Genomic DNA, 16,465 nt, shown 5'->3' on the forward strand with positions numbered 1-16,465 from the left:
CATTAAGATGGATTATACGCTCACCCGCATAGATCCCAACGGTGAGAACGACCGTTACCCCCTGCAAAAGCAGGAGATCGTAACCGACCCTCTGGAGCAAGAAGTTAACAAAAACGTGTTTATGGGCAAGCTCAATGACATGGTTAACTGGGGTCGTAAAAACTCAATTTGGCCGTATAACTTCGGTCTTTCCTGCTGTTACGTTGAGATGGTGACTTCGTTTACCGCGGTGCATGACGTGGCGCGTTTTGGCGCAGAAGTATTGCGTGCTTCGCCGCGTCAGGCTGACCTGATGGTGGTTGCAGGAACCTGCTTTACCAAAATGGCACCGGTTATTCAGCGTCTGTATGACCAGATGCTGGAACCAAAATGGGTTATCTCAATGGGTGCCTGTGCCAACTCCGGCGGTATGTACGATATTTATTCCGTTGTGCAGGGCGTCGATAAATTCATCCCGGTTGATGTGTATATCCCGGGCTGCCCGCCGCGTCCTGAAGCGTACATGCAGGCACTGATGCTGTTGCAGGAATCTATCGGTAAAGAACGTCGTCCGCTCTCCTGGGTGGTTGGCGATCAGGGCGTTTATCGCGCCAACATGCAATCAGAGCGCGAACGCAAGCGCGGTGAACGCATTGCCGTAACCAACCTGCGTACACCTGACGAGATTTAATTTGCGCCTGTCGGCAAAGGGATTTTTCTTCGCTTATTCCTAAATCTATTTCGCGAAGCTTACTGCGCTGACAGTCACCACGGACCATTTGCAATGGTGAACAATATGACCGACTTAACCGCGCAAGAACCCGCCTGGCAGACCCGCGATCATCTTGATGATCCGGTGATTGGCGAACTGCGCAACCGTTTTGGGCCGGATGCCTTTACTGTTCAGGCGACTCGCACCGGGGTTCCCGTTGTGTGGATCAAGCGTGAACAATTACTGGAAGTTGGCGATTTCTTAAAGAAACTGCCGAAACCTTACGTCATGCTGTTTGACTTACACGGCATGGACGAACGTCTGCGCACACACCGCGAAGGATTACCTGCCGCGGATTTTTCCGTTTTCTACCATCTGATTTCTATCGATCGTAACCGCGACATCATGCTGAAGGTGGCGCTGGCAGAAAACGACCTGCACGTACCGACCTTCACCAAACTGTTCCCGAACGCTAACTGGTATGAGCGTGAAACCTGGGATCTGTTTGGCATTACTTTCGACGGTCACCCGAACCTGCGCCGCATCATGATGCCGCAAACCTGGAAAGGTCATCCGCTGCGTAAAGATTACCCGGCGCGCGCTACCGAATTCTCGCCGTTTGAGCTGACCAAAGCCAAACAGGATCTGGAAATGGAAGCCCTGACCTTCAAACCGGAAGAGTGGGGGATGAAGCGCGGCACCGAAAACGAGGACTTCATGTTCCTCAACCTCGGTCCGAACCACCCGTCGGCGCACGGTGCTTTCCGTATCGTTTTGCAGCTCGATGGCGAAGAGATTGTCGACTGCGTACCAGACATCGGCTACCACCACCGTGGTGCGGAGAAAATGGGCGAGCGCCAGTCCTGGCATAGCTACATTCCGTATACCGACCGTATCGAATACCTCGGCGGCTGCGTTAACGAAATGCCTTACGTGCTGGCTGTAGAGAAACTGGCCGGGATCACCGTGCCGGATCGCGTTAACGTCATTCGCGTAATGCTTTCTGAGCTGTTCCGCATCAACAGCCATCTGCTGTATATCTCCACCTTTATTCAGGACGTCGGCGCGATGACGCCAGTGTTCTTCGCCTTTACCGATCGTCAGAAAATTTACGATCTGGTGGAAGCAATCACTGGTTTTCGTATGCACCCGGCGTGGTTCCGTATTGGCGGCGTAGCGCACGACCTGCCGCGTGGCTGGGATCGCCTGCTGCGTGAGTTCCTCGACTGGATGCCGAAACGTCTGGCGTCTTACGAGAAAGCGGCGCTGCAAAACACCATTCTGAAAGGTCGTTCCCAGGGCGTTGCCGCCTATGGCGCGAAAGAGGCGCTGGAGTGGGGCACCACCGGCGCGGGCCTGCGTGCTACCGGGATCGACTTCGACGTGCGTAAGGCGCGTCCGTATTCTGGCTATGAAAACTTCGACTTTGAAATTCCGGTGGGCGGTGGTGTTTCTGACTGCTACACCCGCGTAATGCTGAAAGTAGAAGAGTTGCGCCAGAGTCTGCGCATTCTTGAGCAGTGCCTCAACAACATGCCGGAAGGCCCGTTCAAAGCGGATCACCCGCTGACCACGCCGCCGCCGAAAGAGCGCACGCTGCAACATATCGAAACCCTGATCACCCACTTCCTGCAAGTGTCGTGGGGTCCGGTGATGCCTGCCAATGAATCCTTCCAGATGATTGAGGCGACCAAAGGGATCAACAGTTACTACCTGACCAGCGACGGTAGCACCATGAGTTATCGCACCCGTATCCGCACGCCGAGTTATGCGCATTTGCAGCAAATTCCGGCGGCGATCCGCGGCAGCCTGGTGTCTGACCTGATTGTTTATCTGGGCAGTATCGATTTTGTTATGTCAGATGTGGACCGCTAATTATGCACGAGAATCAACAACCACAAACCGAGGCTTTTGAGCTGAGTGCGGCAGAGCGTGAAGCGATTGAGCACGAGATGCACCACTACGAAGACCCGCGTGCGGCGTCCATTGAAGCGCTGAAAATCGTTCAGAAGCAGCGTGGCTGGGTGCCGGATGGCGCGATCCACGCGATCGCCGATGTGCTGGGTATTCCGGCGAGCGACGTCGAAGGCGTGGCAACGTTCTACAGCCAGATCTTCCGCCAGCCGGTTGGCCGCCATGTGATCCGTTATTGCGACAGCGTGGTCTGTCATATCAACGGTTATCAGGGTATTCAGGCGGCGCTCGAGAAAAAGCTGAACATCAAACCAGGGCAAACGACATTTGATGGCCGCTTTACGCTGCTGCCAACTTGCTGCCTGGGGAACTGTGATAAAGGGCCAAACATGATGATCGATGAGGACACTCACGCGCATCTGACCCCGGAAGCGATCCCTGAACTGCTGGAGCGGTATAAATGAAAAACATTATCCGTACTCCCGAAACGCATCCGCTGACCTGGCGTCTGCGCGATGACAAACAGCCAGTGTGGCTGGACGAATATCGCAGCAAAAACGGTTACGAAGGCGCGCGTAAGGCGCTGACCGGGCTGTCTCCGGACGAAATCGTTAATCAGGTAAAAGACGCTGGTCTGAAAGGGCGCGGCGGCGCGGGCTTTTCGACTGGCCTGAAGTGGAGCCTGATGCCGAAAGACGAATCCATGAACATCCGTTACCTGCTGTGTAACGCCGATGAAATGGAACCGGGCACCTATAAAGACCGCCTGTTGATGGAGCAACTGCCGCACCTGCTGGTGGAAGGTATGCTTATCTCCGCGTTTGCGCTGAAAGCTTACCGTGGCTACATCTTCCTGCGTGGCGAATATATTGAAGCGGCAGTGAATCTGCGCCGCGCCATTGCCGAAGCGACTGAAGCGGGCTTGCTTGGCAAAAACATTATGGGAACAGGTTTCGACTTCGAACTGTTCGTCCATACCGGTGCAGGGCGCTACATCTGCGGGGAAGAAACAGCGTTAATCAACTCCCTGGAAGGGCGTCGTGCTAACCCACGCTCGAAACCCCCCTTCCCGGCAACCTCCGGCGTATGGGGCAAACCGACCTGTGTCAATAACGTCGAAACCCTGTGTAACGTTCCGGCGATCCTTGCTAACGGCGTGGAGTGGTATCAGAACATCTCGAAAAGTAAAGATGCTGGCACCAAGCTGATGGGCTTCTCCGGTCGGGTGAAAAATCCGGGCCTGTGGGAACTGCCGTTTGGCACCACCGCACGCGAGATCCTCGAAGATTACGCCGGTGGTATGCGTGACGGTCTGAAATTCAAAGCCTGGCAGCCAGGCGGCGCGGGTACTGACTTCTTGACTGAAGCGCACCTTGACCTGCCGATGGAATTCGAAAGTATCGGTAAAGCGGGAAGCCGTCTGGGTACGGCGCTGGCGATGGCGGTTGACCATGAGATCAACATGGTGTCGCTGGTGCGTAACCTGGAAGAGTTTTTCGCCCGTGAGTCCTGCGGCTGGTGTACGCCGTGCCGCGACGGTCTGCCGTGGAGCGTGAAAATTCTGCGTGCGCTGGAGCGTGGCGAAGGTCAACCGGGCGATATCGAAACACTTGAGCAACTGTGTCGATTCTTAGGCCCGGGTAAAACTTTCTGTGCCCACGCACCTGGTGCAGTGGAGCCGTTACAGAGCGCCATCAAATATTTCCGCGAAGAATTTGAGGCGGGAATCAAACAGCCGTTCAGCAATACCCATTTGATTAATGGGATTCAGCCGAACCTGCTGAAAGAGCGCTGGTAACCGAATTTCGATTAACGCTCAGTCTCTGACTGAGAAAACTGGAAGCATGCTAATGGCTACAATTCATGTAGACGGCAAAGAATACGAGGTCAACGGAGCGGACAACCTGCTGGAAGCTTGTCTGTCTCTGGGCCTTGATATTCCTTACTTTTGCTGGCATCCGGCGCTGGGAAGCGTCGGTGCTTGCCGCCAGTGTGCGGTGAAGCAATACCAAAACGCGGAAGACACGCGTGGTCGCCTGGTGATGTCCTGTATGACACCGGCTTCCGATGGCACCTTTATTTCCATTGACGACGAAGAAGCGAAACAGTTCCGTGAAAGCGTGGTCGAGTGGTTAATGACCAACCACCCGCACGACTGTCCGGTATGTGAAGAGGGCGGTAACTGCCATCTTCAGGATATGACGGTGATGACCGGACACAGCTTCCGTCGCTACCGTTTCACCAAACGTACCCACCGTAATCAGGATTTGGGGCCATTCATCTCTCACGAAATGAACCGCTGCATCGCCTGCTACCGCTGCGTGCGTTACTACAAAGATTACGCTGACGGCACGGATCTGGGCGTTTACGGTGCGCACGACAACGTCTACTTCGGTCGCCCGGAAGACGGCACGCTGGAAAGCGAATTTTCCGGTAACCTGGTCGAAATTTGCCCGACCGGCGTATTCACCGACAAAACGCACTCCGAGCGTTACAACCGTAAATGGGATATGCAGTTTGCGCCGAGCATCTGCCAGCAATGTTCCATCGGCTGTAACATCAGCCCCGGCGAGCGTTACGGCGAACTGCGTCGTATCGAAAACCGTTACAACGGTACGGTAAACCACTACTTCCTCTGCGACCGTGGTCGTTTCGGTTACGGCTACGTCAACCTGAAAGATCGTCCGCGTCAGCCAGTACAGCGTCGTGGCGATGATTTCATTACCCTCAATGCCGAACAGGCAATGCAGGGCGCAGCAGATATTCTGCGTCAGTCGAAGAAAGTGATCGGTATTGGTTCTCCGCGTGCCAGCGTGGAAAGCAACTTTGCGCTGCGTGAGCTGGTGGGCGAAGAAAACTTCTACACCGGTATCGCTCACGGTGAGCAGGAACGTCTGCAACTGGCGCTGAAAGTACTGCGTGAAGGCGGCATTTATACGCCGGCACTGCGCGAAATCGAATCTTACGATGCGGTACTGGTGCTGGGCGAAGACGTTACCCAGACCGGCGCGCGCGTCGCGCTGGCAGTTCGTCAGGCGGTGAAAGGTAAAGCACGCGAAATGGCGGCAGCACAGAAAGTGGCTGACTGGCAGATTGCGGCAATCCTCAACATCGGTCAACGTGCTAAGCATCCGCTGTTTGTTACCAACGTTGATGACACCCGTCTGGATGATATCGCGGCGTGGACTTACCGCGCACCGGTTGAAGATCAGGCGCGTTTAGGTTTTGCCATTGCCCATGCTCTGGACAACTCAGCACCAGCGGTTGACGGTATCGAACCTGAGCTGCAAAGCAAAATCGACGTCATCGTGCAGGCTCTGGCGGGGGCGAAGAAACCGTTGATTATCTCCGGGACGAACGCCGGTAGCGCTGAAGTGATTCAGGCGGCGGCTAACGTCGCAAAAGCCCTGAAAGGTCGCGGCGCTGACGTCGGTATCACCATGATTGCCCGTTCCGTCAACAGCATGGGGCTGGGCATTATGGGCGGTGGATCGCTTGAAGAAGCGTTAACCGAACTGGAAACCGGACGCGCCGACGCGGTGGTGGTGCTGGAAAACGATCTGCATCGTCACGCTTCCGCTACCCGCGTGAATGCTGCGCTGGCGAAAGCGCCGCTGGTGATGGTGGTTGACCATCAACGCACAGCGATTATGGAAAACGCCCATCTGGTACTTTCCGCCGCCAGCTTTGCTGAAAGCGACGGTACGGTAATTAATAATGAAGGTCGCGCCCAACGTTTCTTCCAGGTTTACGATCCGGCTTATTACGACAGCAAAACTGTCATGCTGGAAAGCTGGCGTTGGTTACACTCGCTGCACAGCACCCTGCTGAGCCGTGAAGTGGACTGGACGCAGCTCGACCATGTGATTGACGCTGTTGTGGCGAAAATCCCGGAACTGGCGGGTATCAAAGATGCTGCGCCGGATGCGACATTCCGTATTCGTGGTCAGAAACTGGCCCGTGAACCGCACCGTTACAGCGGTCGTACCGCCATGCGCGCCAATATCAGCGTTCATGAGCCGCGTCAGCCGCAGGATATTGACACCATGTTCACCTTCTCGATGGAAGGTAACAACCAGCCGACCGCGCACCGTTCGCAAGTGCCGTTTGCCTGGGCTCCGGGCTGGAACTCCCCGCAGGCGTGGAACAAATTCCAGGACGAAGTTGGCGGCAAACTGCGCTTTGGCGATCCGGGCGTGCGTCTGTTTGAAACCAGCGAAAATGGTCTTGATTACTTCACCAGCGTACCGGCACGCTTCCAGCCGCAGGACGGGAAATGGCGTATCGCGCCGTACTACCACCTGTTTGGCAGCGATGAATTGTCACAGCGTGCTCCGGTTTTCCAGAGCCGTATGCCACAGCCGTACATCAAACTTAACCCGGCGGATGCCGCGAAGTTGGGTGTGAACGCGGGTACACGCGTCTCCTTTAGTTACGATGGCAACACGGTCACGCTGCCGGTTGAAATCGCCGAAGGGCTGACGGCAGGGCAGGTGGGCTTGCCGATGGGTATGTCCGGCATTGCTCCGGTGCTGGCGGGCGCGCATCTTGAGGATCTCAAGGAGGCACAACAATGAGTTGGATATCACCGGAACTGATTGAGATCCTGCTGACCATCCTCAAAGCGGTGGTGATCCTGCTGGTGGTTGTCACCTGTGGGGCATTCATGAGCTTTGGCGAACGTCGCCTGCTGGGTCTGTTCCAGAACCGTTACGGACCTAACCGTGTTGGCTGGGGCGGTTCGCTCCAGCTGGTCGCGGACATGATCAAGATGTTCTTTAAAGAAGACTGGATCCCGAAATTCTCGGATCGCGTCATCTTTACCCTGGCACCGATGATTGCCTTTACCTCGCTGCTGCTGGCCTTTGCGATTGTGCCAGTCAGCCCAGGTTGGGTGGTTGCCGACCTGAACATCGGGATTTTGTTCTTCCTGATGATGGCAGGTCTGGCGGTTTACGCGGTGCTGTTTGCGGGCTGGTCAAGTAACAACAAATACTCGTTGCTGGGGGCGATGCGTGCTTCTGCGCAGACTCTGAGCTACGAAGTGTTCCTCGGGCTTTCCCTGATGGGCGTGGTGGCGCAGGCCGGTTCATTCAACATGACCGACATCGTCAACAGCCAGGCGCATGTGTGGAACGTCATCCCGCAATTCTTTGGTTTTATTACCTTTGCCATCGCGGGCGTGGCGGTTTGTCACCGTCACCCGTTTGACCAGCCGGAAGCCGAGCAGGAACTGGCGGATGGTTACCACATTGAATATTCCGGTATGAAGTTCGGTCTGTTCTTCGTGGGCGAATACATCGGGATTGTGACCATCTCTGCACTGATGGTGACGCTGTTCTTCGGTGGCTGGCAAGGCCCGTTGTTACCGCCATTCATCTGGTTCGCGCTGAAAACCGCGTTCTTTATGATGATGTTCATTTTGATTCGTGCGTCGTTACCGCGTCCGCGTTATGACCAGGTAATGTCCTTCGGCTGGAAAATCTGCCTGCCGCTGACGCTGATCAACTTGCTGGTAACGGCGGCTGTCATTCTCTGGCAGGCGCAATAAGGGGCAATAAGACCATGACCTTAAAAGAATTGTTAGTAGGATTCGGCACCCAGGTTCGTAGTATCTGGATGATCGGCCTGCACGCGTTCGCCAAACGCGAAACGCGAATGTACCCGGAAGAGCCGGTCTATCTGCCGCCCCGTTATCGTGGTCGTATCGTTCTGACCCGCGACCCGGACGGCGAAGAGCGTTGCGTAGCCTGTAACCTCTGCGCGGTAGCCTGCCCGGTCGGTTGTATCTCGCTGCAAAAAGCAGAAACCAAAGACGGTCGCTGGTATCCGGAATTTTTCCGCATCAACTTCTCACGCTGCATTTTCTGTGGTCTGTGCGAAGAAGCCTGTCCGACCACGGCGATTCAGTTAACCCCGGATTTCGAAATGGGGGAATACAAGCGCCAGGATCTGGTTTACGAGAAAGAGGATCTGCTGATCTCCGGTCCGGGCAAATACCCGGAATATAACTTCTACCGGATGGCAGGTATGGCAATCGACGGCAAAGATAAGGGCGAAGCAGAGAACGAAGCCAAGCCTATCGACGTCAAGAGCCTGTTACCGTAAGGAGAGGGGCAATGGAGTTCGCTTTTTATATCTGTGGCCTGATAGCCATACTTGCGACCTTGCGAGTGATCACTCATACCAATCCGGTACACGCACTGCTGTACCTGATTATTTCGCTGCTGGCGATTTCCGGGGTGTTCTTCTCACTGGGCGCTTACTTTGCCGGTGCGCTGGAAATTATCGTCTACGCGGGTGCCATTATGGTGCTGTTCGTGTTCGTGGTGATGATGCTCAACCTGGGCGGTTCAGAAATTGAACAGGAACGCCAGTGGCTGAAACCGCAGGTGTGGATTGGTCCGGCGATTTTGTCGGCCATCATGCTGGTGGTGATTGTTTACGCCATTCTCGGTGTTAACGATCAAGGTATCGACGGTACGCCAATCAGTGCTAAAGCAGTGGGTATTACGCTGTTCGGGCCTTACGTACTGGCGGTGGAACTGGCTTCTATGCTGCTGCTCGCGGGTCTGGTTGTGGCCTTCCACGTCGGTCGTGAAGAGCGTGCGGGTGAAGTGCTGAGCAATCGTAAAGACGACAGCGCGAAAAGAAAAACGGAGGAGCACGCATGATCCCCTTACAACATGGACTGATCCTCGCGGCAATCTTATTCGTTCTTGGCTTAACTGGTCTGGTTATCCGTCGCAATCTGCTGTTTATGCTGATTGGTCTGGAAATCATGATTAACGCCTCTGCGCTGGCCTTTGTGGTCGCCGGAAGCTACTGGGGCCAGACCGACGGTCAGGTGATGTATATTCTCGCCATCAGCCTCGCGGCGGCAGAAGCGAGTATCGGCCTTGCGCTGCTGCTGCAACTTCACCGTCGTCGCCAGAACCTGAACATCGATTCAGTAAGTGAGATGCGCGGATGAACATGCTTGCCTTAACCATTATTTTGCCATTGATTGGCTTTGTCCTGCTGGCGTTCTCCCGTGGGCGCTGGTCTGAAAACGTCTCGGCGATCGTCGGCGTTGGCTCTGTGGGCCTGGCGGCGCTGGTAACTGCCTTTATCGGAGTTGACTTCTTCGCTAACGGTGAGCAGGCATACAGCCAGCCGCTGTGGACGTGGATGTCGGTAGGCGACTTTAACATCGGTTTTAACCTGGTGCTGGACGGCCTGTCGCTGACCATGCTCTCGGTGGTCACTGGTGTGGGTTTCCTTATTCACATGTACGCCTCCTGGTATATGCGCGGTGAAGAGGGCTACTCTCGCTTCTTCGCTTACACCAACCTGTTCATCGCCAGCATGGTAGTTCTGGTGCTTGCCGACAACCTGCTGCTGATGTACCTCGGCTGGGAAGGCGTGGGCCTGTGCTCCTATCTGCTGATCGGTTTCTATTACACCGATCCGAAGAATGGCGCAGCGGCAATGAAAGCGTTCGTCGTGACCCGTGTGGGTGACGTGTTCCTCGCTTTCGCGCTGTTCATTCTTTACAACGAACTGGGCACCCTGAACTTCCGCGAAATGGTGGAACTGGCACCAGCGCACTTTGCTGACGGCAATAACATGCTGATGTGGGCGACGCTGATGCTGCTGGGCGGTGCGGTCGGTAAATCTGCGCAGTTGCCGTTGCAGACATGGCTTGCCGACGCGATGGCGGGCCCGACGCCTGTCTCCGCGCTGATCCACGCCGCAACGATGGTAACCGCGGGTGTCTACCTGATCGCCCGTACCCACGGCCTGTTCCTGATGACCCCGGAAGTTCTGCATCTGGTGGGCATTGTTGGGGCGGTTACGCTGCTGCTGGCCGGTTTTGCCGCGCTGGTACAGACCGACATCAAACGTGTTCTCGCTTACTCTACCATGAGCCAGATTGGCTACATGTTCCTCGCGCTTGGCGTGCAGGCATGGGATGCGGCGATTTTCCACTTGATGACTCACGCATTCTTTAAAGCGCTGCTGTTCCTGGCATCCGGTTCCGTCATTCTGGCCTGCCATCACGAACAGAACATCTTCAAGATGGGCGGTCTGCGTAAATCTATTCCGCTGGTTTATCTCTGCTTCCTGGTGGGTGGCGCAGCACTGTCGGCACTGCCGCTGGTCACTGCGGGCTTCTTCAGTAAGGATGAGATCCTCGCGGGTGCGATGGCGAATGGTCATATCAATCTGATGGTGGCAGGTCTGGTCGGTGCGTTTATGACCTCGCTCTACACCTTCCGTATGATTTTCATCGTCTTCCACGGAAAAGAACAAATTCACGCTCACGCCGTGAAAGGGATAACTCACAGCCTGCCGCTGATTGTGCTGCTGATCCTTTCCACCTTCGTTGGCGCACTGATTGTACCGCCGCTGCAGGGCGTGCTTCCGCAAACGACGGAGCTGGCGCACGGCAGCATGTTGACCCTGGAAATTACCTCTGGCGTGGTCGCGGTGGTCGGCATTCTGCTGGCAGCCTGGCTGTGGCTGGGTAAACGTACTCTGGTGACCTCCATCGCCAACAGTGCGCCGGGCCGTCTGCTGGGCACCTGTTGGTACAACGCCTGGGGCTTTGACTGGCTGTACGACAAAGTGTTCGTCAAGCCGTTCCTGGGTATTGCCTGGTTGCTGAAACGCGATCCGCTGAACTCAATGATGAACATCCCGGCTGTCCTTTCCCGCTTTGCAGGTAAAGGTCTGCTGTTAAGCGAGAACGGTTATCTGCGCTGGTATGTGGCATCCATGAGCATCGGTGCGGTCGTGGTGCTGGCACTGTTGATGGTACTGCGTTGAGTTAAGGATTGTGGGATTGCCCCTGGGCATATAAGAACGTAGGTCGGATAAGCCTCATTCGCGTTGCATCCGACACTACCCCCAGTCCGAAGAGAATTTTCTGTCGTGAGAATTCGTTGAAAATCCGGTCCTGACGGGACTTTTACAAGGAATAAAGATCGCCATGTTACTACCCTGGCTAATATTAATTCCCTTTATCGGCGGCTTCCTGTGCTGGCAGACCGAACGCTTTGGCGTCAAGGTGCCGCGCTGGATCGCGCTGATCACCATGGGATTGACGCTGGCGCTGTCGCTGCAACTGTGGTTGCAGGGCGGTTATTCACTGACGCAATCCGCCGGAATTCCGCAGTGGCAGTCTGAATTCGACATGCCGTGGATCCCGCGTTTTGGTATCTCTATCCATCTCGCCATTGACGGGCTATCGCTGCTGATGGTCGTGCTGACCGGTCTGCTCGGTGTGCTGGCGGTACTCTGTTCGTGGAAAGAGATCGAAAAATACCAGGGCTTCTTCCACCTCAACCTGATGTGGATCCTGGGCGGCGTTATCGGCGTGTTCCTTGCCATCGACATGTTCCTGTTCTTCTTCTTCTGGGAAATGATGCTGGTGCCGATGTACTTCCTGATCGCACTGTGGGGGCATAAAGCCTCTGACGGTAAAACGCGTATCACGGCGGCAACCAAGTTCTTCATTTACACCCAGGCGAGTGGTCTGGTGATGTTGATCGCCATCCTGGCGCTGGTTTTTGTTCACTATAATGCGACCGGCGTCTGGACCTTCAACTATGAAGAGCTGCTGAATACGCCAATGTCCAGTGGTGTGGAATATCTGTTGATGCTGGGCTTCTTCATCGCGTTTGCGGTGAAAATGCCGGTGGTTCCGCTGCATGGCTGGCTGCCGGATGCGCACTCACAGGCTCCAACCGCAGGTTCCGTTGACCTCGCGGGGATCTTGCTGAAAACCGCCGCTTACGGTCTGCTGCGTTTCTCCCTACCGCTGTTCCCGAACGCGTCGGCAGAGTTCGCGCCAATCGCTATGTGGCTGGGTGTTATCGGCATCTTCTACGGTGCGTGGATGGCCTTCGCCCAGACCGATATCAAACGTCTGATCGCCTACACCTCGGTTTCCCACATGGGCTTCGTGCTGATTGCTATCTACACTGGTAGCCAGTTGGCCTACCAGGGCGCGGTAATCCAGATGATTGCGCACGGCTTGTCAGCGGCGGGTCTGTTTATTCTCTGCGGTCAGCTTTATGAACGTATCCATACCCGCGACATGCGCATGATGGGCGGTCTGTGGAGCAAGATGAAATGGCTGCCAGCACTGTCGCTGTTCTTTGCGGTGGCAACGCTTGGGATGCCTGGCACCGGTAACTTCGTCGGCGAATTTATGATTCTGTTCGGCAGCTTCCAGGTTGTCCCGGTGATTACCGTTATCTCTACCTTTGGGCTGGTCTTTGCCTCTGTTTATTCGCTGGCGATGTTACATCGCGCTTACTTCGGTAAAGCGAAAAGCCAGATTGCCAGCCAGGAACTGCCAGGGATGTCGCTGCGTGAGCTGTTTATGATCCTGTTGCTGGTGGTGCTGCTGGTACTGCTGGGCTTCTATCCGCAGCCGATTCTGGATACCTCGCACTCCGCGATTGGCAATATCCAGCAGTGGTTTGTTAATTCCGTTACTACTACAAGGCCGTAAATCGCCATGACAATAACTCCACAAAACCTGATCGGACTGCTACCGTTGCTGATCGTCGGCTTGACGGTGGTGGTTGTGATGCTCTCCATTGCGTGGCGACGCAATCATTTCCTCAACGCTACGCTCTCGGTTATTGGGCTTAACGCGGCGCTGGTTTCGCTCTGGTTTGTCGGCCAGGCGGGCGCTATGGACGTTACGCCACTGATGCGCGTTGATGGTTTCGCCATGCTTTACACCGGGCTGGTATTGTTGGCGAGCCTCGTCACCTGTACTTTCGCCTACCCGTGGCTTGAAGGCTATAACGACAACAAGGACGAGTTCTACCTGTTGGTGTTAATTGCCGCCTTGGGCGGGATCCTGCTGGCGAATGCCAACCATCTGGCGTCTTTGTTCCTCGGTATCGAACTGATCTCTTTGCCGCTGTTTGGCCTGGTCGGTTACGCTTTCCGCCAGAAACGTTCGCTGGAAGCCAGTATCAAATACACCATTCTCTCTGCCGCAGCGTCTTCTTTCCTGCTGTTCGGTATGGCGCTGGTGTATGCGCAGTCTGGCGACCTGTCGTTTGTCGCGCTGGGTAAAAACCTCGGCGACGGTATGCTCAACGAGCCGCTGTTGCTGGCAGGTTTCGGCCTGATGATTGTCGGCCTCGGCTTCAAACTCTCTCTGGTGCCGTTCCACCTGTGGACGCCAGACGTATACCAGGGCGCGCCTGCGCCGGTTTCCACTTTCCTGGCGACGGCGAGCAAAATCGCTATCTTCGGTGTGGTGATGCGTCTGTTCCTCTACGCACCGGTGGGTGACAGCGAAGCAATTCGCGTGGTGCTGGCGATTATCGCCTTTGCCTCTATCATCTTCGGTAACCTGATGGCGCTGAGCCAGACCAATATCAAACGTCTGCTCGGTTACTCATCTATCTCTCACCTCGGCTATCTGCTGGTGGCGCTGATTGCGCTGCAAACTGGCGAGATGTCGATGGAAGCGGTAGGGGTTTACCTGGCCGGTTATCTGTTCAGCAGCCTAGGCGCGTTCGGCGTGGTCAGCCTGATGTCCAGCCCGTATCGTGGCCCGGATGCTGATTCCCTGTTCTCTTACCGCGGTCTGTTCTGGCATCGTCCGATCCTCGCGGCGGTGATGACGGTGATGATGCTGTCTCTGGCCGGTATCCCGATGACGCTGGGCTTTATCGGTAAGTTCTACGTGCTGGCGGTCGGTGTCCAGGCACACCTGTGGTGGCTGGTGGGTGCCGTGGTTGTCGGTTCGGCAATCGGCCTCTACTACTACCTGCGCGTGGCGGTGAGCCTGTATCTTCACGCCCCGGAACAACCGGGTCGCGATGCACCATCAAACTGGCAGTACAGCGCGGGCGGTATCGTGGTGCTGATCTCTGCACTGTTGGTACTGGTGCTGGGTGTATGGCCACAACCGCTGATTAGCATTGTGCGGTTAGCCATGCCGCTGATGTAAGCTGTCAGTTCGTAAGTCAGAAAGCCGCCGACATGTTCGGCGGTTTTTTTTGGTGCCCTGACCCCATCACCCAACAATAACCGTCAGCGCATGATTCCCTTGTCGCAGCATACGTCGATACGCACTAATCAGCTTTTCCATATCAAGCATGATCGAAGCAAAGAGTTGCCCCTCTAACTCTTCTGAAAAAGTCACACCAGGGTAAATCTCCATTTCATTGAGTCGTTTAATGGAAAACTGTTTACGCAGCTCACTTCGATCCAGAGCTTCCAGTCGGTCGATTGTCGCGGCTAACTCCTGATTCCAGGTCAATCCCAGGAAGCCATCTATGCCATCTTCGAGGCTGTGCTCACCAAGCACGGCACGACTCAGCGGATCATTCTTCGCGGGATCAAAAGCAGAGGTGCCTGTCAGGCCAAAATGTAAACAATCCCAGCGTTTATCAATATCCAGTCGGCGTAATCCTGAAAGCGTGTCATGAATATTGTCCATTAAGGGTTTTTCAGTAGACTCAAGCAGTTGGTTAATCTTTTCTGAGTCAATTTCTGCAAAATAGCCAATCATTCCCATTTTATTTTCCTCCGTTGAATTTCATGTTTTGCATCTTAAAACAGACGAGGGAAAATAAAATGTACATGTCGCTTTTTCTGGACTCGCCTCGAGAAATTTTTATTATTTACTGTTGTATAACAAAGTTATAACCCCATCCACTACCTGAGCCATTTTCTGATAATTCAATCTGTCTGCGGTATCACCGGGCAAGTGGTATTGTTTATTACGATAAAAAGCGGTGTCAGTAATCATTACTGCGGGAATATCGTGTTGCCAATAATTCTGGTGGTCAGAGAAATCAATACCGGGAATAAACCCTGGGGCATTCATAGAATAAACAGATAAATCCCGGGATGACAACAATGCCGCTTTTACCTGACGAACGGCGTTGATATCCTGCATTCTGCCGACCACGGCAATAAAGTCTCCCCGATCGGGATAAAGCCAGGACATTGCCGGGTAAGGGTAATCCTGACTACCAGGCGCAGAGTCGTAATAGCCAATCATCTCCAGCGCTATCATTAATCTCACTGGACGCTCAAGCGAAGCTGCATGTACCGCGCTCCCCATTTCATCGCTACGAAAGAAGGGCGGTTCTTCCGACGCATAGGCGACCAGCTGCACGCCAGTTTTCGGTGCTTGCTGCTGTAACAAACGTGCCAGTTCGAGTAATCCTGCCACGCCGCTGGCGTTATCATCCGCGCCCGGCGTATAGGTCAATTGATCATTTTCATAACTACTGACAGAGTCATAGTGCGCACCAATAATAATCAGCGGTCCATCGGCAGGACCATAATCAGCAACAATGTTTTTGTAGGGGCCACCCGCAATGGGGACGTCCTGCGAGGTAACTCTGGCACCGCTACTGACAAAGACCTCTTTTATATACTCTGCGGACCTATTCAGATTATCAATATTGTCGGCACTACGTGGATGTACAGTTTGTGTAAGATAACGAACTGTTTTTTCTAATTGCTCAGGACTTGCGTGTCGGGGCGTTGGCGGTAATGCATTGACCCAAGGTTGGTAAAAAATAATAAAAGGAAGCGATAGTAGTAATGATATAAAATAAAGAGGTGTCATTTTTTTCATATGTAAATTATCAATAAGAGGCGTTATTTTATAATTATTTATAATGAGTTGTGAGTGTTTATTTTATTACGGTTGGTAGAGATATACAAAAAGTATTTTTTTACAGTGGGTTCGCTATTTTAAAAAGGAATTCATATGAGGAAAAAATATAATTATGTTATTTATTGGCAGATTGAATTGACAGGGGGCAGAAATCTGAGGGTAAGAAAAGTCAGCAACTACAATCCACTACATCAACAGACCAGCAA

At 54.2% G+C, this 16,465-nt stretch carries 14 protein-coding genes; 12 read left to right on the forward strand and 2 right to left on the reverse strand.

The genetic code is table 11. The annotated features are described in order from the left end of the window. The first annotated feature begins 7 nt into the window (after nucleotides 1-7). The 12 genes from nuoB (at nucleotide 8) to nuoN (ending at nucleotide 14,573) form a co-directional block, all read left to right on the forward strand. Complete coding sequence (gene nuoB, locus ACJHYR_RS19080; protein ID WP_000386733.1) at nucleotides 8-670, forward strand: NADH-quinone oxidoreductase subunit NuoB; 663 nt, start codon at nucleotides 8-10, stop codon at nucleotides 668-670. A gap of 93 nt (nucleotides 671-763) precedes the next feature. Continuing rightward, nucleotides 764-2,566 (forward strand): NADH-quinone oxidoreductase subunit C/D, encoded by a 1,803-nt coding sequence (nuoC, locus tag ACJHYR_RS19085; protein WP_000247878.1) that lies wholly within the window; start codon nucleotides 764-766, stop codon nucleotides 2,564-2,566. 2 nt (nucleotides 2,567-2,568) lie between these two features. Then, on the forward strand, nucleotides 2,569-3,069 hold the full coding sequence (gene nuoE, locus ACJHYR_RS19090) for an NADH-quinone oxidoreductase subunit NuoE (RefSeq protein ID WP_000545042.1): 501 nt from the start codon (nucleotides 2,569-2,571) through the stop codon (nucleotides 3,067-3,069). Next, complete coding sequence (gene nuoF / locus ACJHYR_RS19095; RefSeq protein ID WP_000789502.1) at nucleotides 3,066-4,403, forward strand: NADH-quinone oxidoreductase subunit NuoF; 1,338 nt, start codon at nucleotides 3,066-3,068, stop codon at nucleotides 4,401-4,403. Before nuoE ends, nuoF begins: the two co-directional genes overlap by 4 nt. A 52-nt stretch (nucleotides 4,404-4,455) precedes the next feature. Beyond that, nucleotides 4,456-7,182, forward strand: a complete 2,727-nt coding sequence (gene nuoG / locus ACJHYR_RS19100) for an NADH-quinone oxidoreductase subunit NuoG (protein ID WP_001296257.1) — start codon at nucleotides 4,456-4,458, stop codon at nucleotides 7,180-7,182. After that, nucleotides 7,179-8,156: an NADH-quinone oxidoreductase subunit NuoH gene (nuoH, locus tag ACJHYR_RS19105; RefSeq protein ID WP_000118507.1), complete on the forward strand. Its 978-nt coding sequence runs from the start codon at nucleotides 7,179-7,181 to the stop codon at nucleotides 8,154-8,156. Before nuoG ends, nuoH begins: the two co-directional genes overlap by 4 nt. 14 nt (nucleotides 8,157-8,170) lie before the next feature. Then, nucleotides 8,171-8,713 (forward strand): NADH-quinone oxidoreductase subunit NuoI, encoded by a 543-nt coding sequence (gene nuoI / locus ACJHYR_RS19110; RefSeq protein ID WP_000172749.1) that lies wholly within the window; start codon nucleotides 8,171-8,173, stop codon nucleotides 8,711-8,713. Nucleotides 8,714-8,724: 11 nt separating this feature from the next. After that, nucleotides 8,725-9,279, forward strand: coding sequence for an NADH-quinone oxidoreductase subunit J (nuoJ, locus tag ACJHYR_RS19115; protein ID WP_000393511.1), 555 nt, complete (start codon nucleotides 8,725-8,727; stop codon nucleotides 9,277-9,279). Further along, nucleotides 9,276-9,578: an NADH-quinone oxidoreductase subunit NuoK gene (nuoK, locus tag ACJHYR_RS19120; RefSeq protein WP_000612644.1), complete on the forward strand. Its 303-nt coding sequence runs from the start codon at nucleotides 9,276-9,278 to the stop codon at nucleotides 9,576-9,578. The genes nuoJ and nuoK overlap by 4 nt, the downstream gene beginning before the upstream one ends. Next, the gene (gene nuoL, locus ACJHYR_RS19125; RefSeq protein WP_072837545.1) at nucleotides 9,575-11,416 is read left to right on the forward strand and encodes an NADH-quinone oxidoreductase subunit L; all 1,842 of its coding nucleotides are present in this window, start codon (nucleotides 9,575-9,577) and stop codon (nucleotides 11,414-11,416) included. The genes nuoK and nuoL overlap by 4 nt, the downstream gene beginning before the upstream one ends. Before the next feature lie 163 nt (nucleotides 11,417-11,579). Further along, the gene (nuoM, locus tag ACJHYR_RS19130; RefSeq protein WP_000926441.1) at nucleotides 11,580-13,109 is read left to right on the forward strand and encodes an NADH-quinone oxidoreductase subunit M; all 1,530 of its coding nucleotides are present in this window, start codon (nucleotides 11,580-11,582) and stop codon (nucleotides 13,107-13,109) included. Nucleotides 13,110-13,115: 6 nt separating this feature from the next. Continuing rightward, entirely contained in the window at nucleotides 13,116-14,573 is a 1,458-nt protein-coding gene (gene nuoN / locus ACJHYR_RS19135) for an NADH-quinone oxidoreductase subunit NuoN (RefSeq protein ID WP_072837546.1), read from the forward strand. Between the two features lie 66 nt (nucleotides 14,574-14,639). Here nuoN and ACJHYR_RS19140 read toward each other — a convergent pair whose 3' ends face one another. Beyond that, entirely contained in the window at nucleotides 14,640-15,143 is a 504-nt protein-coding gene (locus tag ACJHYR_RS19140) for a YfbM family protein (protein WP_001578701.1), read from the reverse strand. 102 nt (nucleotides 15,144-15,245) lie between these two features. Continuing rightward, on the reverse strand, nucleotides 15,246-16,217 hold the full coding sequence (locus ACJHYR_RS19145) for a M28 family metallopeptidase (protein ID WP_059327917.1): 972 nt from the start codon (nucleotides 16,215-16,217) through the stop codon (nucleotides 15,246-15,248). Between the last annotated feature and the right edge of the window lie 248 nt (nucleotides 16,218-16,465).

Source organism: Escherichia sp. WS1450 (assembly GCF_046487395.1).
Taxonomy (GTDB): domain Bacteria; phylum Pseudomonadota; class Gammaproteobacteria; order Enterobacterales; family Enterobacteriaceae; genus Escherichia; species Escherichia coli.